The sequence below is a fragment of the Streptomyces purpureus genome (genome assembly GCF_014648195.1).
GTDB lineage: Bacteria > Actinomycetota > Actinomycetes > Streptomycetales > Streptomycetaceae > Streptomyces > Streptomyces purpureus.
The window spans coordinates 58,575-79,658 of sequence record NZ_BMQQ01000033.1 but is presented as its reverse complement, the minus strand read 5'-3'; the positions used below and the strand labels follow the sequence as shown (position 1 = coordinate 79,658).

The following is a 21,084-nucleotide window of genomic DNA, read 5'->3' as shown; positions in this document are numbered from 1 at the left end:
CCCCGGCGCTCTCCGCCCGTTCGGAGGAGCCCTCCTCGTCCCCGGCGCTCTCCGCCCGTCCCGTGGCCGTCCACGCCGCGCAGAAGAGCAGCAGCTTCGCGGTGAAGTTGATCCACAGCAGCAGGGCCACCGGCACGCCGAAGGCCCCGTACATCGACTTCGCCGCGACGCCCCGCATGTAGCCGCCGAGCAGCAGCTTCAGCAGTTCGAAGCCGACGGCGCCGATGAGCGCCGCCACCACGAGCCGGCGGCGCTCGGGGTGGACGCCGGGCAGCAGCGACAGGATGTAGAGCAGCAGCAGGAAGTCGGCGAGGACGGCGATCAGCAGCGCGGCGATCTGGAGCAGGATCCCGCCTGCGCCGCCCCCGCCGACCCCCAGGCGGTCGGCAGTCCAGCCGACGGCGGTGGAGCCGAGCGCGGAGGCGGCCAGCGAGGCGAGCGCGGTCGCGCCGAGGCCGACGAGCACGACGGCGTCCTTGGCCTTGCGTACGACCGGGTTGCCCTCGTCCTCGTCGTCCCTGGCCCACACCGCCCTCAGACAGTCCCGCATCGAGCCGACCCAGCTGATGCCGGCGAAGAGCAGCACGACACCGGCGACGAGGCCGACCGTCCCGGCGTTGGCGACGAGCGCGTCGATGTCGAGCTGCTCGGAGATGCCTGGCACCTGCTCGCCGATCTTCTGCTCGATGTCCTTGAGCTGGGCGTCGGTGAGCAGGGCGGCGCCGATGGCGGCTCCGACGGTGATCAGCGGGAACAGCGCGAGGAAGCTGATGAACGTGATCGCGGCGGCGAGCCGGGTCCAGTGGACCCGGTCGAGGGTCTCGTAGGAGCGCCACGCGTGCGTGCGCATCAGCCGGGTGACGAGGGGTCCGACGACGGGGAGCTTGGTCAGCCAGTCCATGACGTACGCGTACCCCCTGTACGGAAGACCAGTGTGCGGGTTTCCAAGCGCCGCAGGCAGGCGGCGAGTTCACGCGCGCGTGGCGCTGCTTGGGCCTTCTCCGCCCCTCCACGCGCGCGTGGCGCTGCTTGGGCCTTCTCCGCCCCTCCACGCGCACGTGCCGTCACAGATCCGCGACCGCCATCCCGTACATCGCCGCCCAGGCCAGTCCGATGACGGCGATCGGCCGGTCGCGCAGGACGACGTCCTCGGGGGCGCCCGCGGTGCCCCGGTCGGCGAAGACGGCGTAGCGGAGCACGGCGAGGATGAAGGCGATCACCGACAGCTGGCGCCAGGGCAGCAGCGAGCCGTTGGCGGTGCCGCCGCTCTCCAGCGCCCACAGGCAGTAGCCGAGGACGGCCACGCCCGCCGCCAGCTGCCAGACGAAGCGGAGGTAGCCGGTGGTGTACTCGGTGAGCAGGGCGCGGGTGGCGCCCTTGTGGGAGGCGAGCTGGACGGCCTCCGAGTAGCGCTTGGCCGCGACCATGAACAGCGCGCCGAAGCCGGTGGTGATCAGGAACCAGCGGGAGAGCGGGATGCCGAGCGCCACGCCGCCGATCATCGCCCGCATGAGGAACCCGGTGGTGACGACGGCGAGATCGACGACCAGGACGTGCTTGAGACGCACGCAGTAGGCGAGCTGCATGCCGAGGTAGCCGGTGAGCAGCGCGGCCGTCATGGGGTTGCACAGGACGGCCGCGGCGGCCGTGGCCGCGAGCCCGAGGAGCGCGCCGACCGCGTACGCGAGGGGTACGGGGACGGTGCCGGCGGCGACGGGTCTGCGGCGCTTGACCGGGTGGGCCCGGTCGGCGTCGGCGTCCCGGGCGTCGTTGACGAGGTAGACGGCCGACGCGGCGGCCGTGAACAGGACGAAGACCAGTCCCAGTTGGCGCGCCGTCTCGAGGGAGGCCAGCTCTCCGGCGGCGGCGGGCGCGGCGACGACGAGGGTGTTCTTGACCCACTGCCGGGGCCTGGCGGTGCGCAGCAGACCGAGGGCGAGGGCCGCCGGGCCGCGCCGGGGCGGGTCGGGACGGGCGGCCCGCCGGGCGGGTCCGGAGGCTTCCAGCAGCGCCGTGCCGCGCTCAGACATGCGTGCCCCTCCCGTCGCCGTGCAGCCAGGTCCTGCCCAGGCCCGCGAGCGCGCCGCCCAGGAGGGCGCCGGCGGCCACGTCCGTCGGGTAGTGGACGCCGACGACGAGGCGGGAGAGGCACATCGCGGCGGCGAGCGGCGGGGCCAGGCGGCGGCCCAGCGGGCTCAGGGCGCCGAAGGCGACGGCCGCGGCCGCCGCCGAGGTGGCGTGCGAACTGGGGAAGGAGTGATGGCCGGCCGTGCGTACGAGGGGCTCGTAGGCGGCCGGTTCGGGGCGCGGTCGGCGTACCACCCGTTTGACGGCCATGCTGGTCAGGTGCGCCGCGCCGATCAGGGCGGTACCGCGGAGCCAGGCGGTGCGCCGCTCGCCCCCGGCGGCGGCGCCGATCAGTCCGGCGCCGATCCAGAGCGCCGCGTGTTCGCCGCTGAGGGACAGCGCGCGGGCGGCCGCGGCCACCTCAGGCCGCCGTCCGCAGCCGCGCAGCACGGCGAGCAACCGCCGTTCGCGATCCGCGTACCGCATCTGCCACCCCTTCCGTCCCGTCGGCGTCCCGTGCGCGCCAAGGGACAGGGGCGAGAATGACGCGGGTGCCCGCTCGCGGCACGGCTATCTTTCCTGACACTCCTTTAATCACCCATTTCGGCGAGCCTCGGCGCAAACCCGGCAATTACCCCAGTCATGCCGATACGGTCGCAACCATGGCTGCCGACACCCCTCCCGACGCGCTCCTGGACGCCGTCGAGGTCACCGGCTGGGGCCGCACGGCCCCCACCGTCGCGCGCGTCGCCCGTCCCCGCAGCTACGCGGAGGTCGCGGCCGCCGTCCTCGCCTGCGGGGCCCGCGGCGGCATCGCCCGGGGCCTGGGCCGCGCCTACGGCGACGCCGCGCAGAACGCCGGCGGCTCCGTCCTCGACATGACCGGCCTCGACCGCATCCACACCGTCGACGCGACCACCGGCACGGTCGTGTGCGACGCGGGGGTCAGCCTGCACCGGCTGATGGAGGTGCTGCTGCCGCTCGGCTGGTTCGTGCCGGTGTCCCCCGGGACGCGCTACGTCACCGTCGGCGGCGCCATCGGCGCGGACATCCACGGCAAGAACCACCATGTCTCGGGCTCCTTCTCCCGGCACGTACGCTCGCTCGACCTGCTCACCGCCGACGGCGAGGTCCGTACGGTCGCCCCCGGCACCGATCTCTTCGACGCCACCACGGGCGGCATGGGGCTGACCGGTGTGATCCTGTCGGCCACCCTCCAGATGCACCCCGTCGAAACGGCGTTGATGTCGGTGGACACCGAACGCGCCACCGATCTCGATGACTTGATGGCCCGGCTCACCGCCACCGACCACCGCTACCGCTACTCGGTCGCCTGGATCGACCTGCTCGCGCGCGGCGGCGCCCTGGGCCGGTCCGTCCTCACCCGGGGGGAGCACGCGCCGTACGCCGTGCTTCCGGCGCGCACCCGGCGCGCACCACTCGCCTTCCGCACCGGCAGGCTGCCGTCCGCGCCCTCGCTCGTCCCGGAAGGGCTCCTGGGCCGGACCACGGTCGGGCTCTTCAACGAGCTCTGGTACCGCAAGGCGCCCCGGCTGCGCACCGGCCAGCTGCAGCGGATCTCGACGTTCTTCCACCCCCTGGACGGCGTCCCGCACTGGAACCGCGTCTACGGCCGCGGCGGCTTCGTCCAGTACCAGTTCGTCGTCGGCCACGGCCAGGAGGAGACGCTGCGCCGGGTCGTCCGGCGCATCGCCCGCCGCGGCTGCCCGTCCTTCCTGGCCGTACTGAAACGGTTCGGCGAGGGCGACCCCGGCTGGCTCTCCTTCCCCATGCCCGGCTGGACGCTCGCCCTGGACATCCCTACGGGGATGTCGGGACTCGACTCGTTCCTCGACGAACTGGACGAGGACGTCGCGGGCGCGGGCGGCCGGGTCTATCTGGCGAAGGACTCACGGCTGCGGCCCGAGCTGCTGCACGCGATGTACCCGAAGCTGCCCGCCTTCCTCGCCCTGCGGGCCGAGGTGGACCCGCGCGGGGTGTTCCGCTCCGACCTGTCCCGCCGCCTCGCCCTGTGACCGCCTCGCCCTGTGACCGCCTCGCCCTGTGACCGCCTCGCCCGCGACCCCCGAGATCCGGCTCTGTGAAGGAGATCCGCCGATGAAGGACGCCTTCGGCGCCCCCCAGTCCCTGCTCGTCCTCGGTGGCACGTCCGAGATCGGCCTCGCCACGGCCCGCCGGCTGATCGCCCGGCGCACCCGTACGGTCCTGCTCGCCGGGCGCCCCTCCCCCGCCCTGGAGTCCGCGGCGGACTCGCTGCGCACCCTGGGCGCCGAGGTCCGCACCGTCCCCTTCGACGCCCTGGACACCGCCGCGCACGGCGAGATCCTGGGGAAGCTCTTCACCGACGGCGACATCGACATGGTGCTGCTGGCCTTCGGGGTCCTCGGCGACCAGGCCCACGACGAGGCCGATCCGCCCGCCGCCGTCCAGGTCGCCCAGACCAACTACACCGGCGCCGTCTCGGCCCTGCTGATCTGCGCGCAGGCCCTCCAGGCGCAGGGGCACGGCTCGCTGGTGGTGCTGTCCTCGGTCGCCGGGGAGCGCGCCCGGCGGGCCAACTTCATCTACGGGTCGTCCAAGGCGGGCCTGGACGCCTTCGCGCAGGGCCTGGGGGACGCGCTGTACGGAACGGGGGTGCATGTGATGGTCGTCAGGCCCGGTTTCGTACGGACCAGGATGACCGCCGGTCTCGACGAGCCGCCGCTGACCACCACCCCGCATGCGGTCGCCACGGCGATCGAGCTGGGGCTGCGGCGCCGCTCGGAGACCGTCTGGGTGCCGGGGGCAATGCGGGCCGTGATGACGGCCCTGCGGCATGTGCCACGGCCGCTGTTCCGCCGACTGCCGCTCTGAGCGCTCCGGGCGCTCCGGGCGCTCCGGGCGCTCCGAGGTGCCGCTGTGGGGCGTCCGGGGCCCTGCGGCGGTCGTTAGGAGGCGGCGGGGGCGGGCGCGTCGACCGGGGAACCCTGCGCCGGGACGCCCGGTGCGCGGCCGCCGCCGAACGCGTACGTGTGGAGCTTGCGCCACACCCCGTCCGGGCCCTGCTCGTAGAGCGCGAAGGAGGTGACCGACCAGGCGGCCTCGAACTCCGCCAGCTCCTCGTACGCCCGGTCCATCGCCTCCTCGGCGATGCCGTGCGCCACCGTCACATGGGGGTGGTACGGGAACTGGAGCTCGCGCACCAGCGGGCCCGAGGCGTCACGGACCCGCTTCTGGAGCCAGGTGCAGGCCGCCGCGCCCTCGACGACCTGGACGAAGACGACGGGCGACAGCGGCCGGAACGTGCCCGTGCCGCTCAGCCGCATCGGGAAGGGCCGGCCGGCGGCCGCGACCGCGGCGAGGTGGGCCTCGATCGCGGGCAGGTCCGCGGCCTCCACCTCGGTCGGCGGCAGGAGGGTGACATGCGTGGGGATGCCATGGGCAGCGGGATCCCCGAAGCCCGCGCGCCGCTCCTGGAGCAGGCTGCCGTAGGGCTCCGGGACCGCGATCGAAACGCCGAGCGTTACGGTCCCCACGTCGTTCTCCTCAGTGTCGGATGTGTGCGCAGCCGCCAGTGTGACGGCTGCGGCGCTCTTCCCGCCAGAGCCCTCGGGCCCGGCGCCGGACTCAGTGCTTGGCAGGCAGGAAGCCCACCTTGTCGTAGGTCTGCGCGAGGGTCTCGGCGGCGACCGCGCGGGCCTTCTCGGCGCCCTTGGCCAGGAGTGAGTCCAGCGTCTCCGGGTCGTCGAGATATTCCTGCGTACGGGCCCGGAAGGGAGTGACGAACTCCACCATGACGTCGGCGAGGTCCGTCTTCAGCGCACCGTACATCTTGCCCTCGTAGGACTTCTCCAGCTCCGGAATCGTCGTACCGGTGAGGGTGGAGAGGATGGTGAGGAGGTTGCTGACGCCGGGCTTGTTCTCCGCGTCGAAACGGATCACGGTGTCGGTGTCCGTGACCGCGCTCTTGACCTTCTTCGCCGTCATCTTCGGCTCGTCGAGCAGGTTGATCAGGCCCTTGGGCGTCGACGCCGACTTGCTCATCTTGATCGTCGGGTCCTGGAGATCGAAGATCTTCGCGGTCTCCTTGACGATGTGCGGCGCCGGGACGGTGAAGGTCTCGCCGAAGCGGGCGTTGAAGCGCTCCGCGAGGTCGCGTGTCAGCTCGATGTGCTGGCGCTGGTCCTCGCCGACCGGGACCTGGTTGGCCTGGTAGAGCAGGATGTCCGCGACCTGGAGGATCGGGTACGTGAAGAGGCCGACGGTGGCGCGGTCGGCACCCTGCTTGGCGGACTTGTCCTTGAACTGGGTCATGCGGGAGGCCTCGCCGAAGCCGGTGAGGCAGTTCATGATCCAGCCGAGCTGCGCGTGCTCGGGGACGTGGCTCTGGACGAAGAGGGTGCAGCGCTCGGGGTCGAGCCCGGAGGCGAGGAGCTGCGCGGCGGCGAGGCGGGTGTTGGCCCGCAGCTCGGCGGGGTCCTGCGGAACCGTGATCGCGTGCAGGTCCACGACCATGTAGAAGGCGTCGTGGGTCTCCTGCAGCGCGACGTACTGACGGATCGCACCGAGGTAGTTGCCGAGGTGGAACGAGCCCGCCGTGGGCTGGATTCCGGAGAGCGCGCGAGGACTGTCAGAGGCCATGCTCATCATTCTCTCAGGTATGGCGGACGGTTCGGGAACGGATCCCGGCCGACCGGTGTATCAACAGTGTGAGGACGCGGGAGGGGGGCCTGATCGTCGAAGAGGCCGCGGTGATCGCACGGGTACGCGCCGGGGAGCCGGAGGCGTACGCGGAGTTGGTGCGCGCCCATACGGGTGTGGCGCTGAGAGCGGCCGTGGCGTTCGGGGCGGGGGCGGACGCGGAGGACGTGGTGCAGCAGGCCTTCATCAAGGCGTACTGCTCGCTGGGCCGGTTCAAGGACGGGTCGGCGTTCCGGCCGTGGCTGCTCCAGATCGTGGCCAATGAGACGAGGAACACAGTGCGCTCGGCGGCCCGCCGCAGGGCTGTCGCCGACCGGGAGGCGGGGCTGCTCGGTCCCGAGCCGCTGATACCTGAATCCGCGGATCCGGCGGTGGCGGCGGTGGAGCGGGAGCGGCAGCGGCTGATCACGGCGGCGCTGGAGAAGCTGGGTGAGGACCAGCGCCAGGTGGTGATCTACCGCTATCTCCTGGAGATGGACGAGGCGGAGACGGCGCAGGCGCTGGGGTGGCCGCGGGGCACGGTGAAGTCTCGGCTGAGCCGGGCGCTGAGGAAGCTGGGCGGTCAGCTCGGCGGACTGAGGCCGGAGAGGGCCGAGGGGGCAGAGGGGCCCAAGGGGTCGGAGGGAGGTGATGAGCATGAATGATCTTCCGGAGGAGCTGCGGGAGCTGGGGCGCTGGATGAAGGTGCCCGAGGTGTCCGGGGAGTCGATGGCCGAGCGGGTGCTCGCGCAGATACTGGCCGACGCCCTGCCGGTGCCGGTGCCGGTGGCGGAGCCGCCGGGGCGGTGGGAGCGGCTGCGGCGCTGGGCGCGCCGGCGGTGGCGGGCCCTGACGGTGACGGTGTCGGGGGCGCTGGTGGTGCTGGTGCTCACGCCTCCGGTGCGGGCGACGGTGGCGGACTGGTTCGGCTTCGGCGGGGTGGAGGTCCGCTACGCCCCGTCGGCGCCGCCGGTGCCGGGCGCGGCGGTGCCCGGCTGCGAGAACCGGGTGCCGTTGCGGGAGGCAGCCGCGCTGGCCGGGTTCGAGCCGCGGATACCGGCCGTGCTGGGCGAGCCGGGCGCGGTGTCGGTGGACCGCTCGGCGCCGGGGCGGTCCGTGGTCGGGCTGTGCTGGACCGAGGGCGGCCGGACGATACGCCTGGACCAGTTCCCGGCGGAGCTGGATCCCGGCTTCGTGAAGACGGTGCGGGTGCAGCCGCAGTGGGTCCGGCTGAGCGACGGCGGCACGGGCTACTGGTTCGCCGAGCCGCACCGGCTGGTCATCCCGATGACGGATGCCCGCGGTGAGGTGTGGACGCGTACGGAGCGGCCGGCGGGGCCGACGCTGCTGTGGACCGGGCCCGGTGGCGTCGCGGGACCGACGCTGCGGCTGGAGGGTGAGCAGTCCCTGGAGCGGGCGCGGCGGATAGCCGAGTCGGTCCGCTGACGTACGGGGAGCCCGGCCGGAGGCCGGACTCCCCGGGGGCGGCGGCTAGGCGGGCAGGCCCGGGGCCGGGAAGGCGGACATCAGGTCGGCCACCTCGGCGCGGATGCCGGCGAGAGCCTCCTCGTCGCCGGTACGGGCGGCGGTGACACCGCGGTCGATCCACTCCGCGACGGTCTCCATGTGGGCGGTGGTCAGACCGCGCGAGGTCAGGGAGGGGGTGCCGATGCGGATGCCGGAGGGGTCGAAGGGCTTCCGCGGGTCGAAGGGGACGGTGTTGTAGTTGACGACGATTCCGGCCCGGTCCAGGGCCTTGGCGGCGACCTTGCCGGGGACGTCCTTGGGGGTGAGGTCCATCAGGATCAGGTGGTTGTCGGTGCCGCCGGAGACCAGGTCGAAGCCGCGGGCCAGGAGCGCGTCGGCGAGGGCCTTGGCGTTGGCGACGACGGAGTGGGCGTAGTCCCGGAAGGAGGGCTGGGCCGCCTCGTGGAGGGCGACGGCGATCGCGGCGGTGGTCTGGTTGTGCGGGCCGCCCTGGAGGCCGGGGAAGACGGCCTTGTCGAGGGCCTTGGCGTGCTCCTCGCGGCACATCAGCATGGCGCCGCGCGGGCCGCGCAGGGTCTTGTGGGTGGTCGTGGAGATCACGTCGGCGTGGGGCACCGGCGAGGGGTGGGCGCCGCCCGCGATCAGGCCGGCGATATGGGCGACGTCGGCGACGAGGACCGCGCCGCACTCGCGGGCGATCTCGGCGAAGGCCGCGAAGTCGATGGTGCGGGGCAGGGCGGTGCCGCCGCAGAAGATGACCTTCGGGCGCTCCTTGAGGGCGAGTTCCCGGACCTCGTCGAAGTCGATCAGGCCGGTGTCCTGGCGTACGCCGTACTGCACCCCGCGGAACCACTTGCCGGTGGCGGAGACACCCCAGCCGTGGGTGAGGTGGCCGCCCATGGGCAGGGCCATGCCCATGACGGTGTCGCCGGGCTCGGCGAAGGCCAGGTAGACGGCGAGGTTGGCGGGTGAGCCGGAGTAGGGCTGGACGTTGGCGTGGTCGACGCCGAAGAGGCTCTTCGCGCGCTCGACGGCGAGGGTCTCGACCTGGTCGATGTTCTGCTGGCCCTCGTAGTAGCGGCGGCCGGGGTAGCCCTCGCTGTACTTGTTCTGCAGGACGGTGCCGGAGGCTTCCAGCACGGCGTGCGAGACGTAGTTCTCGCTGGGGATGAGGCGCAGCGTCCGGGACTGGAGCTGCTCCTCGGCGACGACGAGAGCGGCCAGTTCGGGGTCGGCCGTGGAGAGGGCGGGGTGGTGCGCGGGCGGGGTGCTCATGGCGTTCCTCCGGGCGAGTCGGCGGATCCCGGGGCGCAGCGGTGGGTGCGGCGCCACGCGGGACGGGGTGCGGTCCCGCGGTGCCCAGGCGGGCGGCACCTCGTGTGGTCTGCCGCGCACGGCTCCCCCGGGGTCGCTTCCCCGTACGCCAGTCGCCGTGCGTGTTTCCAGCCTAGCGGCCGTGCCGTCACCGAGGTTTCCTCGTCCGGCATACGAGCGACGATAAGAAGTGGGCACCACATCCGCCCCAGGCCGCAGGATGAACGGAGATCCCGTGTCGAGAACAGAAGACGCGATCGCTTCGGCGGAGGCGCACAGCGCGCACAACTACCACCCGTTGCCCGTCGTCGTCGCGTCCGCGGAGGGCGCGTGGCTGACCGATGTCGAGGGGCGGCGCTACCTCGACATGCTCGCCGGGTACTCCGCGCTCAACTTCGGGCACCGCAACCGCCGGCTGATCGACGCCGCCAAGGAACAGCTGGAGCGGGTGACGCTCACGTCGCGGGCGTTCCACCACGACCGGTTCGCCGAGTTCTGCGGGCGGCTCGCGCAGCTGTGCGACATGGAGATGGTGCTGCCGATGAACACGGGGGCGGAGGCGGTGGAGACCGCCGTGAAGACCGCCCGGAAGTGGGGCTACCAGGTCAAGAAGGTGCCGCCGGGCCAGGCGAAGATCGTGGTGGCGGCGAACAACTTCCACGGCCGCACGACGACGATCGTCAGCTTCTCCACCGACCCCGAGGCCCGCGCGGACTTCGGCCCGTACACACCGGGCTTCGAGATCGTGCCGTACGGCGATCTGACCGCGCTCGACCACGCGATGAGCGCGAACACGGTGGCCGTGCTGCTGGAGCCGATCCAGGGCGAGGCGGGGGTGCTGGTGCCGCCGCCCGGCTATCTGGAGGGGGTGCGCCGGCTGACCCGCGAGCGGAACGTGCTGTTCGTCGCGGACGAGATCCAGTCGGGTCTCGGCCGGACGGGGAAGACGTTCGCGTGCGAGCACGAGGGCGTCGTCCCGGACATGTACGTGCTGGGCAAGGCGCTGGGCGGCGGGGTCGTGCCGGTGTCGGCCGTGGTGTCGAGCGCCGAGGTGCTGGGGGTGTACCGGCCCGGTGAGCACGGGTCGACGTTCGGGGGCAATCCGCTGGCGTGTGCGGTGGCGCTGGAGGTGATCGCGATGCTGGAGACGGGTGAGTACCAGCAGCGGGCGGCCGAGCTCGGCGACCATCTCCATCGTGAGCTGGGGCTCCTGGTGGGCGGCGGGGCGGTGGACGCGGTGCGCGGCCGCGGCCTGTGGGCCGGTGTGGACATCGCGCCGAGCCGGGGCACCGGCCGGGAGATCTCGGAGAAGCTGATGGACCGTGGGGTGCTGGTCAAGGACACCCATGGCTCGACGATCAGGATCGCGCCGCCGCTGGTGATCAGCAAGGAGGATCTGGACTGGGGGCTCGACCAGTTGAGGTCGGTCCTGAGCGGCTGAGGCCGCCCTCTGCCCGGCGCCGGGTGCGCGGCAGGCCCGCCCCCGGCGCCCGGGGCCCCGCGCCGGGCCCGGCGGCCGGGCAGGCCGGAGGTGGACCGACGCGGATGCTCGACGCCGCCGGACCGCGGCCCGCCAAGGTCGGGGAGTGCGTCAGAGGATGACGTGCGGCAGGAAGCGGGCGTACTCGTCCGTGACCGGCCCCGCCGACTCCCGGATGCCGAGCCCCGCCGCCTCGTCCTCGACGACCCACGCGCCGAGCACCACCCGGTTGCCGTCGAAGTCGGGCAGCGGGGCCAGCTCCTGGTAGCAGCAGGCCTCGTCCCGTACGGCGGGGGGCGCGCCGGCCTCGTGGAGGGTGACGCCGGCGCCCTCGCGGCCGAGCAGCGGCTTGGCGACGTAGCCGCCGTTCGCGGCCAGTTCGCGGGGCCCGTCGAGATGGGCGGCCAGCAGGTTGGGGTGGCCCGGGTAGAGCTCCCAGAGGATGGTGAGGAGCGCCTTGTTGGACAGGAGCATCTTCCAGGCGGGCTCGATCCAGCAGGTGGTGCCGGTGCCGCCGCCGTTGTCGAGGGTGTCCAGGACGTACGGGCCGAACCGGTCCGTGGTCAGCCACTCCCACGGGTAGAGCTTGAAGCAGCTGCGGATGAACCTCAGCCGCTCGTCGACGAAACGCCCGCTGAGCTTGTCGAAGCCGATCCGCTCGACCGAGAGGGCCTCGGTGTCGAGCCCGGCCTGTTCGGCGGTCTCGCGCAGATACGCGACCGTCATCAGGTCCTCGCCGAGCTCGTCGCTCTCGGAGTGGACGAAGTGGACGGGCCCGGGCGGCAGCAGCGCGGCCTGCCGCTTCCAGGCCTCGACGAGCCGCTCGTGGAGAGAATTCCACTGGTCGGCGCCGGGGAAGCGTTCCTCCATCCAGAACCACTGCGGGCTGGCCGCCTCCACCAGCGAGGTGGGGGTGTCGGCGTTGTACTCCAGCATCTTGGCCGGGCCCGTGCCGTCGTAGCGCAGGTCGAAACGCCCGTAGAGGGAGGGCAGTTCGGCCCGGCGGCGCCAGGACTCGGCGACCAGCGAGGCGAGCCGCGGGTCGGTGATGCCGAGGTCGGCGAAACGGTCCCGCTCGACGATGTGGGCGGCCGCCGCCAGACACATCGCGTGCAGCTCCTCGACGACCTCCTCCAGCGCCTCGACCTCGGGGAGGCTGAAGGAGTAGTACGCGCTCTCGTCCCAGTACGGACGCAGGGAGCCGTCCGGGTAGCGGGTGAGGGGATAGACGAGCCCCTGCTCCTCGACGGTCTGCTGCCAGCCGGGGCGGGGTTCGATGGTGTGCCGCTGCATCGGGGTGCTCAGCCGCCGCCGCTGCCGGAGCTGGAGCAGCCGAAGCCGCCCCGGTCGACGGCCGACTTGTCGAAGCTGCCGCCCGAGACCGTGCTGCCGCTGTGGGAGCCGCCGTAGTAGTAACGGCCGGAGCTGCTGCTGGAGCTGCTGCTGGAGCTGCTGCCGGAGCTGTCGTCGCACTTGTAGCTGGGCAGCACCTCGTACGAGAGCGGGTCCACGCAACGCTTGTCGGGCTCCGACCCGCACGACGTGATCGTCAAAGCGAGCATTCCCATTCCGCCGAGCACCACCGTGCTCGACCTCAGCCTGCGCATCTTCCGTGCCTCCCCGTCCCAGCGCCATTGAACGCCGGACAGACTAGAGGGCGGCTCGCGAAGCCGTTGACCCCGGTCCGCCAACCCTTCACCAGCGGCACCGTTTCGCTCCCCTTCGGGTGGTTTGATCTGCGGTTGGCCACCGACGGCGGTCACGGCAGCACCCGGCACAGCGCGTCCAGCGCTCCCGCCCACGCGCTGTCCGTCGGGGTGCCGTAGCCGACCACCAGACGGTCGCGGCCCGGCTCCACCGAAGGGTGGCGCAGCCGGTCGCAGCCCATCAGGGCGAGCCCCTGCCAGGCGGCCGCCTGGATCACGGTCCGCTCGGTGCCGGGAGGCAGCTCCAGGACGGCGTGGAGGCCCGCGGCGATACCGGTGACCCGGATGCCCGGGGCGCGCCGCGCCAGCGCCGCCACGAGCTCGTCACGGCGGCGCCGGTAGCGCAGCCGCATCCCGCGTACATGACGGTCATACGCGCCGGAGGCCATGAACTCGGCGAGCGTCAGCTGGTCCAGCGTGCTCGACATCCAGTCGACGCCACCCTTCGCCGCCAGGACCTCCCCGACCATGCCCTCCGGCAGCACCATCCAGGCCAGCCGCAGCGCCGGCGCGAGCGACTTGCTGGCGGTGCCGAAGTAGACGACACGTTCCGGGTCCAGGCCCTGGAGGGCGCCGACCGGCTGGCGGTCGTAGCGGAACTCGCCGTCGTAGTCGTCCTCCAGGATCAGCCCGCCCGCGCCGCGCGCCCAGTCGACGGCGGCCGCGCGCCGGTCGGGGTGGAGGGCTCCGCCGAGCGGGAACTGGTGGGCCGGGGTCATCAGCACCGCGCCGACGCCCTTCATCGCGCCCAGTTCGTCGGTACGGGTGCCCCGCTCGTCGAAGGGCAGGGCGGGCAGCCGCAGCCCCGCCTCGGTCAGCAGGTTCCAGTGGACGTCGAGGCCGTACGACTCGACGGCCACCTCCCGCACCTTCCGCGCCCGCAGCACCTTGGCCATCAGCGTCAGGCCGTGCACGAACCCCGAGCAGAGGACGATCCGTTCGGGATTCGCGTGGACGCCGCGGGCCCGGGCCAGGTACTCGGCGAGGACCGTGCGCAGTTCGATCCGGCCGCGCGCGTCGCCGTAACCGAAGGCGTCGTTCGGCGCGTTGGTGAGAGCGCGCCGGGAGGCCTTGAGCCAGTCGGCGCGGGGGAAGGAGCCGACGTCGGGGAAGCCGGGGCGCAGGCTGTAGGCGGGCCCGCCCGGCGCGGGGCGGGAGCGGGGCGCCGGGGCCGCGGGCCGGCGGGGCGCGGCGCGTGGGGCGACGCGGGTCCCGGAGCCCTGCCGGGCGGTGAGCCAGCCCTCGGCGACCAGCTCGGCGTACGCGTCGGCGACCGTGTTGCGGGCCACCCCCAGGTCGGCGGCGAAGGAGCGGGAGGACGGCAGCCGGGTGCCGGGCGCGAGACGGCCGCTGCGCACGGCCTCGCGCAAGGCGCCCATCAGACCTTTTCGCAGGCCCGGTCCGCGCAGTTCCAGATGCAGGTCCGCCCCGAAAGTGGCCCAGTCGTTTGCCATGGAAGTGGACCATACCCCTGAGCCACAACGCCCGTACGGTCGTGACCATGACGACGACGGAAACACGGACGTACGCCCCCGAGCACACCCCCCGCCTCCCCCTCGCCCAGCTCGCCCCGGAGTTCTACCGCGCCATGGTCCGCCTGGAGGCGGCCGCGGCGAAGGGCCTCGACCCGGTCGTGTACGAGCTGGTGAAGATCCGGGCCTCGCAGATCAACCACTGCGCGTTCTGCCTCGACATGCACACCAAGGACGCGCTGGCGTCCGGTGAGTCGGTGGAGCGGATCGTCCAGCTGTCCGCCTGGGAGGAGTCGGAGCACTTCTACACCGAGAAGGAGCTCGCGGCGCTCGCGCTGACCGAGGCGATCACGGTCCTGACGGACGGTTTCGTACCGGACGAGGTGTACGAGCGGGCCGCCGCCCACTTCGACGAGGCCGAGCTGGCCCAGCTGATCGCCGTGATCACGACCATCAACGCCTGGAACCGGATCGGGGTCAGCACGCGGATGGTGCCGGGCCACTACACCCCCGGCATGTACAAGAACTGACGCGCCGACAGTTATGCCGCCCCACCGGATGATCCACACCGACCGAGAGGCCACGTACCCGTGCCTGCCCGAACCGACCGGCTGAGCGCCGACGTCTACCACGCGCTGGCCGCCGCGAGCGCCGCGGCCAAGGAGGGCCTGGGCGACCCGGTCCTCGTCGAGCTGGTCATGCTCCGCGCCTCGCAGATCAACCGCTGTGCGTTCTGCGTGGACATGCACCTGACGCTCGCCCGCAAGAACGGTGTGAGCGAGCGGAGCCTGGACCTGCTCCAGGTCTGGGAGGAGACCGACGGCGTCTTCACCGCCCCCGAGCGGGCCGCGCTCGCTCTCACCGAGGCCGTCACCGTCCTCACCGACGGTTTCGTACCGGACGAGGTGTACGAGCGGGCCGCCGCCCACTTCGACGCGCCCGCCCTCGCCCATCTCCTCGCCCTGATCACCGTGATCAACAGCTGGAACCGGATCATGGTCAGCCGCCGCACGCCTCCCGGGGAGCTGGTGTGGCAGTGACCGGTGTCGAGACGTTCCGCGCGCTGCACCACGACCGGGCCCCCGGGGACCCGTTGATCCTGCCGGGCCCCTGGGACCCGCCCAGCGCCCGTACCTTCGTGGCCGCCGGCTTCCCGGCCCTGGCGGTTCCCAGCGCCGGGGTCGCCGAGGCGCTCGGGTACGAGGACGGCGAGACCCCCGCCGACGAGATGTTCGCGGCCGTCGCGCGGATCGTCCGCGCGGCCGGAGTCCCCGTCTCGGCGGACCTGGAGGACGGTTACGGCCTCGCGCCCAAGGAGCTGGTGGAGCGCGCCCTGGAGGCAGGCGCCGTCGGGATGAACCTGGAGGACTCCCGGCCCGGCGGGATCCTCAAGGAGCCGCGGGCGCACGCCGAGTGGCTCGCCGAGGTCCGGACCGAAGCCGGGGACCGGCTCTTCGTCAACGCGCGCGTGGACACCTTCCTGCACGGCGGGAAGGACCCGGACGAGGCGATCGAACGGGCCCTGCTGTACCGCGCGGCCGGCGCGGACTGCATCTACCCGATCATGGCCCCGCCGGAGCACTTCACCGCGCTCCGGGCGGAGACCGACGTCCCCGTCAACGCCTTCACCCGGTCGAACGGCCCGACCCCGGCCGAGCTGGGCCGGCTGGGCGCCACCCGGATCACCTTCGGGCCGGGCCTGCTGCGCCGCTCGATGGCGGCACTCGGCGACATCGCCCGCGGCCTCGGCGGCGCCTGAGAGCCGGCGGCGCGGCCCGGCCCGGGGGCCGGCGGGGCCGCGTGGCCCGTCGTGCCCTGGGGCTGCGCGTGCGGGCTCAGTCCTCCTCGGGCTCGTCCTGGACGCGCAGCCCGCCGACCCACAGCGGCATCACCCAGTGCGTGACGAGTACCGCGAACAGGACGGGGAAGACCAGGCTTTCGACCCGCAGACCGGCGAAGAGCGCGACCGAGCCGACGCCGCCTGCCGCCCCGGCCAGCAGCCAGGTCGTCAGCTGGTGGGCGCGCGCCCGGACCGCGTCACGCTCGGCGAGCTGGCGCTCGTCGAGAATCCGGCTGCGCAGCTCGAGCAGACCGCGGGTGGCGCTGTTGAGGGCCCCGGTGAGGAACACCCAGCCGACCATGCCCACACACATGACGGCCAGGGACGCCCCGAGGAAGACGTCGTACACGACCCCCAGCCAGGCGGCGGCCGTCACCGCGGTCAGCAGGACGTGGGCGGCGACGACGGCCCGCCGCCGGGCGGCCGTGGCGTACACGGGCGCCGCGGCGGGGTCGTTCATGAGGGCGTACATGCGCCGGTCGAAGCGCGTGGGCGTCTGCGCGGTCGTCGTGGTCGTGGTGGTCGTCATCGAGATCTCCCCGTTGTGCAGCTACTCGCTTATGTATAAGGAGTACTACATCCAAGGGCAGAGGCGCAACAAAAAGTGCCGCCCCCGACAGGCGGGGGCGGCGCTGAACTGCGTCTGTGCGTAAGCCGGATGGCGGTACGTCAGGTTGCAGCCGGTGGATCAGATGAGGCCGAGGTCGCGGACGGCGTCGCGCTCCTCGGCGAGCTCCTGCACCGAGGCGTCGATGCGGGCGCGGGAGAACTCGTTGATGTCCAGGCCCTGGACGATCTCGTACTTGCCGTCCTTGCAGGTGACGGGGAAGGAGGAGATCAGGCCCTCCGGGACGCCGTAGGAGCCGTCCGACGGGATGCCCATGGAGGTCCAGTCGCCCTCGGCGGTGCCGTTGACCCAGGTGTGGACGTGGTCGATGGCGGCGTTGGCGGCGGAGGCGGCCGAGGACGCGCCACGGGCCTCGATGATCGCGGCGCCGCGCTTGGCGACGGTCGGGATGAAGGTGTCGGCCAGCCAGGCCTGGTCGTTGACGACCTCGGCGGCGTTCTTGCCGGCGATCTCCGCGTGGAAGATGTCGGGGTACTGGGTCGCCGAGTGGTTGCCCCAGATGGTGAGGCGCTTGATGTCGGAGACGGCGGCGCCGGTGCGGGCGGCCAGCTGCGAGATCGCGCGGTTGTGGTCCAGGCGGGTCATCGCGGTGAAGCGCTCGGCCGGTACGTCCGGGGCGGCGGCCTGGGCGATCAGGGCGTTGGTGTTGGCCGGGTTGCCGACGACGAGGACCTTGATGTCGTCCGCGGCGTGGTCGTTGATGGCCTTGCCCTGCGGCTTGAAGATGCCACCGTTGGCCGAGAGCAGGTCACCGCGCTCCATGCCCTTGGTGCGCGGGCGGGCGCCGACGAGGAGGGCGACGTTGGCACCCTCGAAGCCCTTGTTCGGGTCGTCGAAGATGTCGATGCCCTGCAGCAGCGGGAAGGCGCAGTCGTCGAGCTCCATGGCGGTGCCCTCGGCGGCCTTCATGCCCTGCGGGATCTCCAGGAGGCGGAGCTTGACCGGCACGTCCGCGCCGAGCAGGTGACCGGAGGCGATGCGGAAGAGCAGCGCGTAGCCGATCTGGCCGGCGGCGCCGGTGACGGTGACATTCACGGGAGTGCGGGTCATGGCGATCTCCGTAAGACAGCTGGCGGTGGGGGTCCCTGCCCCGGGTGCTGGACTCTCTCTTGATCGATCGGTGTCTCGACGTGAAGAGATATCCAGCGGTCAGGCTATCCGACCCGGGCCCTGTCCAACCCCCACCCCCTTGTGGGACGGCTCACTGCCGCCCATGCGGCTCTGCGCAACAGCCGCGGTGCTACTCGGCGGTGCAGCCGCGTACGCCGGTGTTCAGCGCAGCGCAGGCCCGCGCCTGGGCGCCGGAAGTCACCGCGACCATCGGGGTGTACGCGTCTGTGTCGCCGTCCACGACCCCGCTCCGGGTCTCGCCCCCGGCGGTGATCCGTACGGTGTCGCCGGGCGCGGCGAGGGTGATACGGGCCCAAGCGGCGCGGCACGTGCCGCTGTGCCGGACCTCGATCCGGGCGGGGCCGACGCGCGCGCTGCGGACAGTGGTGGCGAAGGCGCCGCCGCAGCCCATGTTCTCGGGGTCCTGACCGGTGCAGTCGGGACCGGCGCACTTGACGCCGGCCGGCAGCGGTGTGCTGGTGGTGGGGGCGGGCGAGCTGGGCGGGGCGGCCTTGGCGCCGCCGCGCGGGGCGCCGCCGAGGTCGGTGAGGAGGACGGCGGCGGCGATGACGAGGAGCGCGCCGACGACGCCCGCGAGGAACATGGTGACCTTGCGCCGGTGCTGGTGCTGCCCGGAGGCCGGGCGCTGGCCGGGGGGCCGGGCCGAGGACTCGGTGGAGACGGAGGGTGAGGGGAGAGGCGGCGGGGGCGGCGGAGGTGGAGGTGGAGGCGGGCCGGGGAACGACGCCGGGACCGTCGCCGCGGACGGGGAGGCGCCTGGAGAGCCGGGCGAGGAGGAGACGGCGGGAGAGCTGGACGGGGAGGCGGCGGCCGACCGGCTCCAGGCACGTTCCGCGAGCTCCCACATGGTGCTCAGATGTACGGGATTGGTCCCGGCGACCTCGGCGAGCGCGACGATCGCGGCCTTGGGCGGGAACAGACGGCCGTTCAGATACCGCTCCCACGAGGTCCTGCTGTGCCCCGTACGGTCCGCCACGGCGGCCAGGCTCAGTCCGGTGCGGTCGACGAGCCTGCGCAACTGGCTCGCGAACTCCGTCACCTGCGGGTCGAGTTGCTCGGGCAGTGCTTTCCAACGAGGCATCGCTTCCCCCCACCGTCACCGGTTTCGGCCACAGGATGACAGTCACGGGCGCGGGCGCGCACCGGCGCATTCCGGCACAGGTTCCCGGAACGGTCACTTCCGTGCCACAGGGAGCTACGGACCTTGAAGCCGGTTGGCGCGTGCATGACCCTTGATCAGGACGGCGCCCGTCCTTCCTCGGGGGAGAGGATGGGCGCCGTCGTCCACGCGACCCGGGCGTCAGGGCCGGGCGGCGGCGACCGGAGGTCAGGACCGGGCGGCCGCGACCCGAGTTCAGGACCGGGCGGCGGCAACCGGGGGCCAGGACCAGGGCGGCCGCGACCCGAGGTCAGGACCGGGCGGCGGCAACCGGGGGCCAGGACCAGGGCGGCCGCGACCCGAGGTCAGGACCCGGCGGCGGCCAGCTTTCTCCGCAGGCCGACGTCGAGCGCGTCGAGGAACTGTTCCGTCGTCAGCCAGGGCGCGTCCGCCGCGATCAGCCGGGCCAGGTCCTGGGTCATCTGACCGCCTTCCACGGTCTCCACGCACACCTCCTCGAGCGCCCGGGCGAAACCGGCCACCTCCGGCGTGGAGTCGAGCGCGGCGCGGTGCGCCAGCGCGCGGGTCCAGGCGAAGACCGACGCGACCGGGTTGGTCGAGGTCACCCGGCCCGCCTGGTGGCGGCGGTAGTGACGGGTGACCGTCCCGTGCGCGGCCTCCGCCAGCAGGGTGCGGCCGTCGGCGGACATGAGGGTGGCGGTCATCAGACCGGCGGATCCGAAGCCGCGGGTGACGGCGTCGGACTGGACGTCACCGTCGTAGTTCTTGCACGCCCAGACGTATCCGCCTTCCCAGGTGAGGGCGGCGGCGACCATGTCGTCGATGAGGTGATGCTCGTAGGTGAGCCCCCGCGCCTCGAACCCCTCGCGGAACTCGGCGTCGAACACCTCCTGGAAGAGGTCCTTGAACCGCCCGTCGTACTTCTTCAGGAGCGTGTTCTTCGTGGAGAGGTGGACGGGGAAGTCACGGGCGAGGCCGTAACGGAAGGTGGCGCGGGCGAAGTCGCGGATGGACTCGTCGAGGTTGAACATGGCGAGGGCGACGCCCGGTTCGGTGAACTCGTGCACCTCCGCCTCGACCGGCTCGGAGCCGTCCTTGGGGGTGAAGGTGAGGGTGAGCGTGCCGGGGCCGGGGATCTTCAGATCGCTGGCGCGGTACTGGTCGCCGAAGGCGTGCCGGGCGACCACGATCGGCCGCGTCCAGGCGGGGACGCGGCGGGGCACGTTCGCCATGATGACCGGCTCGCGGAAGGTGACCCCGCCGAGGATGTTGCGCAGGGTGCCGCCGGGGACGCGGTACATCGCCTTGAGGCCGAACTCCGCGACGCGGGTCTCGTCGGGGGTGATGGTGGGGCATTTGACGCCGACGCCGTACCGCTGAACGGCCGCGGCGGCGTCGGTGGTGACCTGGTCGCCGGTGGCGTCGCGGTTCTGGATACCGAGGTCGAAGTGGTCCAGCTCGACATCGAGGTACGGCAGGATCAGCCGGTCCTTGATGAACTGCCAGATGATGCGGGCCATCTCGTCGCCGTCCATCTCGACGACGGGCTGGGCGACCTTGATCTTGAGCATGAGGCGGTACGTCCTCTCGCGCTGCGGCTGGTACGGCCACGCGCGGTCCCCGACCGGCCCTGAGGCGTCAGGTCACCGTCACATGGAGGGCGTCCTCCAGGAAGGGGATCTCCAGCCAGGGCCGCGGCTGCACCATCAGCGAGAGCAGCACGATGATCACGCCCAAGAGCCCGTACGTGACCATGTCGGTGAAGCGGGAGCGGACCGCGAGCATGCCGACGGACGGCAGGGTACGGCGGAGTACGGCACCGGTGAGGAGAGCCACACCGATGAGCATCGTGCCGATCCTGAACGCCTGCGGGAAGGGCGAGGTCCCGACGATCAGCAGCCCGAGCGCGGTCATCCCGAGCACGGTGAGCAACGGCCACTGCCGCGCGGGCGCGGGCGCGTCCCCTGGAGCGGCCCGCCCGCCCCCTTCGGGCCGCGCGGTATCAGTGGTCACCCGAGGCGGCCGCCGCGACCGCCCAACGGCGGAGGCCCCGGCGGCCCGGGCGCGCTCCGCACCGGGGTGCGGGGCGGAGCCATTGCCCCGACCAGCACCGGCCGCCTCGTCGGACCCGCCGTCGGCGGGGTGCGGGGCGGAGCCG

22 protein-coding genes and 1 riboswitch are annotated in these 21,084 nt (G+C 72.6%); of the genes, 8 read left to right on the top strand and 14 right to left on the bottom strand.

Annotated features, from left to right (window positions below):
* The 3 genes from IEZ01_RS29965 to IEZ01_RS29955 form a co-directional block, all read right to left on the bottom strand.
* Positions 1-901, bottom strand: a 901-nt coding sequence (locus tag IEZ01_RS29965) for a YihY/virulence factor BrkB family protein (RefSeq protein ID WP_189204847.1), incomplete at its 3' end; no start/stop codon positions are given.
* Positions 902-1,064: 163 nt separating this feature from the next.
* Positions 1,065-2,030 (bottom strand): decaprenyl-phosphate phosphoribosyltransferase, encoded by a 966-nt coding sequence (locus tag IEZ01_RS29960; RefSeq protein ID WP_019888914.1) that lies wholly within the window; start codon positions 2,028-2,030, stop codon positions 1,065-1,067.
* On the bottom strand, positions 2,023-2,553 hold the full coding sequence (locus IEZ01_RS29955; RefSeq protein WP_189204845.1) for a phosphatase PAP2 family protein: 531 nt from the start codon (positions 2,551-2,553) through the stop codon (positions 2,023-2,025). The genes IEZ01_RS29960 and IEZ01_RS29955 overlap by 8 nt, the downstream gene beginning before the upstream one ends.
* A 176-nt stretch (positions 2,554-2,729) precedes the next feature.
* Here IEZ01_RS29955 and dprE1 point away from each other — a divergent pair, with 176 nt between their 5' ends.
* Both dprE1 and dprE2 read left to right on the top strand, forming a co-directional pair.
* A complete protein-coding gene (gene dprE1 / locus IEZ01_RS29950) occupies positions 2,730-4,103 on the top strand; it encodes a decaprenylphosphoryl-beta-D-ribose oxidase (RefSeq protein ID WP_189204842.1) in 1,374 nt (457 codons plus the stop codon).
* Between the two features lie 82 nt (positions 4,104-4,185).
* Entirely contained in the window at positions 4,186-4,941 is a 756-nt protein-coding gene (dprE2, locus tag IEZ01_RS29945) for a decaprenylphospho-beta-D-erythro-pentofuranosid-2-ulose 2-reductase (RefSeq protein WP_189204840.1), read from the top strand.
* A 74-nt stretch (positions 4,942-5,015) separates the two neighbouring features.
* Here dprE2 and IEZ01_RS29940 read toward each other — a convergent pair whose 3' ends face one another.
* Positions 5,016-5,603 carry a 2'-5' RNA ligase family protein gene (locus IEZ01_RS29940; protein WP_019888910.1) on the bottom strand — a complete coding sequence of 196 codons (588 nt, stop codon included), beginning with the start codon at positions 5,601-5,603 and terminating at the stop codon, positions 5,016-5,018.
* A gap of 91 nt (positions 5,604-5,694) precedes the next feature.
* The gene (trpS, locus tag IEZ01_RS29935; RefSeq protein ID WP_019888909.1) at positions 5,695-6,708 is read right to left on the bottom strand and encodes a tryptophan--tRNA ligase; all 1,014 of its coding nucleotides are present in this window, start codon (positions 6,706-6,708) and stop codon (positions 5,695-5,697) included.
* Between the two features lie 68 nt (positions 6,709-6,776).
* On the opposite strand from trpS, the gene IEZ01_RS29930 reads away from it, so the two are divergent.
* Together IEZ01_RS29930 and IEZ01_RS29925 are read left to right on the top strand one after the other, a co-directional pair.
* Positions 6,777-7,412 (top strand): RNA polymerase sigma factor, encoded by a 636-nt coding sequence (locus IEZ01_RS29930; protein WP_189204838.1) that lies wholly within the window; start codon positions 6,777-6,779, stop codon positions 7,410-7,412.
* Positions 7,405-8,193, top strand: a complete 789-nt coding sequence (locus IEZ01_RS29925; protein WP_189204836.1) for a hypothetical protein — start codon at positions 7,405-7,407, stop codon at positions 8,191-8,193. The genes IEZ01_RS29930 and IEZ01_RS29925 overlap by 8 nt, the downstream gene beginning before the upstream one ends.
* Positions 8,194-8,238: 45 nt before the next feature.
* Here IEZ01_RS29925 and glyA read toward each other — a convergent pair whose 3' ends face one another.
* A complete protein-coding gene (glyA, locus tag IEZ01_RS29920; RefSeq protein ID WP_019888906.1) occupies positions 8,239-9,510 on the bottom strand; it encodes a serine hydroxymethyltransferase in 1,272 nt (423 codons plus the stop codon).
* 75 nt (positions 9,511-9,585) lie between these two features.
* A riboswitch (ZMP/ZTP riboswitch) is annotated at positions 9,586-9,676 on the bottom strand.
* 108 nt (positions 9,677-9,784) lie between these two features.
* Here glyA and rocD point away from each other — a divergent pair.
* A complete protein-coding gene (gene rocD, locus IEZ01_RS29915; protein WP_019888905.1) occupies positions 9,785-10,990 on the top strand; it encodes an ornithine--oxo-acid transaminase in 1,206 nt (401 codons plus the stop codon).
* Positions 10,991-11,140: 150 nt separating this feature from the next.
* Here the strand turns inward: rocD and IEZ01_RS29910 are convergent, their stop codons facing one another.
* The 3 genes from IEZ01_RS29910 to pdxR form a co-directional block, all read right to left on the bottom strand.
* Entirely contained in the window at positions 11,141-12,322 is a 1,182-nt protein-coding gene (locus IEZ01_RS29910) for a glutathionylspermidine synthase family protein (RefSeq protein ID WP_019888904.1), read from the bottom strand.
* Positions 12,323-12,330: 8 nt separating this feature from the next.
* Positions 12,331-12,636: a hypothetical protein gene (locus tag IEZ01_RS29905; RefSeq protein WP_189204834.1), complete on the bottom strand. Its 306-nt coding sequence runs from the start codon at positions 12,634-12,636 to the stop codon at positions 12,331-12,333.
* Between the two features lie 152 nt (positions 12,637-12,788).
* Positions 12,789-14,189: a MocR-like pyridoxine biosynthesis transcription factor PdxR gene (pdxR, locus tag IEZ01_RS29900; protein ID WP_028797865.1), complete on the bottom strand. Its 1,401-nt coding sequence runs from the start codon at positions 14,187-14,189 to the stop codon at positions 12,789-12,791.
* A 47-nt stretch (positions 14,190-14,236) separates the two neighbouring features.
* On the opposite strand from pdxR, the gene IEZ01_RS29895 reads away from it, so the two are divergent.
* From IEZ01_RS29895 to IEZ01_RS29885, 3 genes are read left to right on the top strand one after another with little or no spacing between them, the layout of a single operon-like run.
* Complete coding sequence (locus tag IEZ01_RS29895) at positions 14,237-14,737, top strand: carboxymuconolactone decarboxylase family protein (RefSeq protein ID WP_028797864.1); 501 nt, start codon at positions 14,237-14,239, stop codon at positions 14,735-14,737.
* Between the two features lie 60 nt (positions 14,738-14,797).
* Complete coding sequence (locus IEZ01_RS29890; protein ID WP_019888899.1) at positions 14,798-15,247, top strand: carboxymuconolactone decarboxylase family protein; 450 nt, start codon at positions 14,798-14,800, stop codon at positions 15,245-15,247.
* Positions 15,244-15,966 carry an isocitrate lyase/PEP mutase family protein gene (locus tag IEZ01_RS29885; RefSeq protein WP_019888898.1) on the top strand — a complete coding sequence of 241 codons (723 nt, stop codon included), beginning with the start codon at positions 15,244-15,246 and terminating at the stop codon, positions 15,964-15,966. The genes IEZ01_RS29890 and IEZ01_RS29885 overlap by 4 nt, the downstream gene beginning before the upstream one ends.
* A gap of 76 nt (positions 15,967-16,042) precedes the next feature.
* Here IEZ01_RS29885 and IEZ01_RS29880 read toward each other — a convergent pair whose 3' ends face one another.
* The 5 genes from IEZ01_RS29880 to IEZ01_RS29860 form a co-directional block, all read right to left on the bottom strand.
* The gene (locus IEZ01_RS29880) at positions 16,043-16,576 is read right to left on the bottom strand and encodes a hypothetical protein (RefSeq protein ID WP_028797863.1); all 534 of its coding nucleotides are present in this window, start codon (positions 16,574-16,576) and stop codon (positions 16,043-16,045) included.
* A 159-nt stretch (positions 16,577-16,735) separates the two neighbouring features.
* The gene (locus IEZ01_RS29875; RefSeq protein WP_019888891.1) at positions 16,736-17,725 is read right to left on the bottom strand and encodes a malate dehydrogenase; all 990 of its coding nucleotides are present in this window, start codon (positions 17,723-17,725) and stop codon (positions 16,736-16,738) included.
* Between the two features lie 190 nt (positions 17,726-17,915).
* Positions 17,916-18,887: a helix-turn-helix domain-containing protein gene (locus tag IEZ01_RS29870; RefSeq protein ID WP_028797862.1), complete on the bottom strand. Its 972-nt coding sequence runs from the start codon at positions 18,885-18,887 to the stop codon at positions 17,916-17,918.
* A gap of 383 nt (positions 18,888-19,270) precedes the next feature.
* Positions 19,271-20,497 (bottom strand): NADP-dependent isocitrate dehydrogenase, encoded by a 1,227-nt coding sequence (locus tag IEZ01_RS29865; protein ID WP_189204832.1) that lies wholly within the window; start codon positions 20,495-20,497, stop codon positions 19,271-19,273.
* 67 nt (positions 20,498-20,564) lie between these two features.
* Positions 20,565-20,849: a DUF3017 domain-containing protein gene (locus tag IEZ01_RS29860; protein WP_267907316.1), complete on the bottom strand. Its 285-nt coding sequence runs from the start codon at positions 20,847-20,849 to the stop codon at positions 20,565-20,567.
* Between the last annotated feature and the right edge of the window lie 235 nt (positions 20,850-21,084).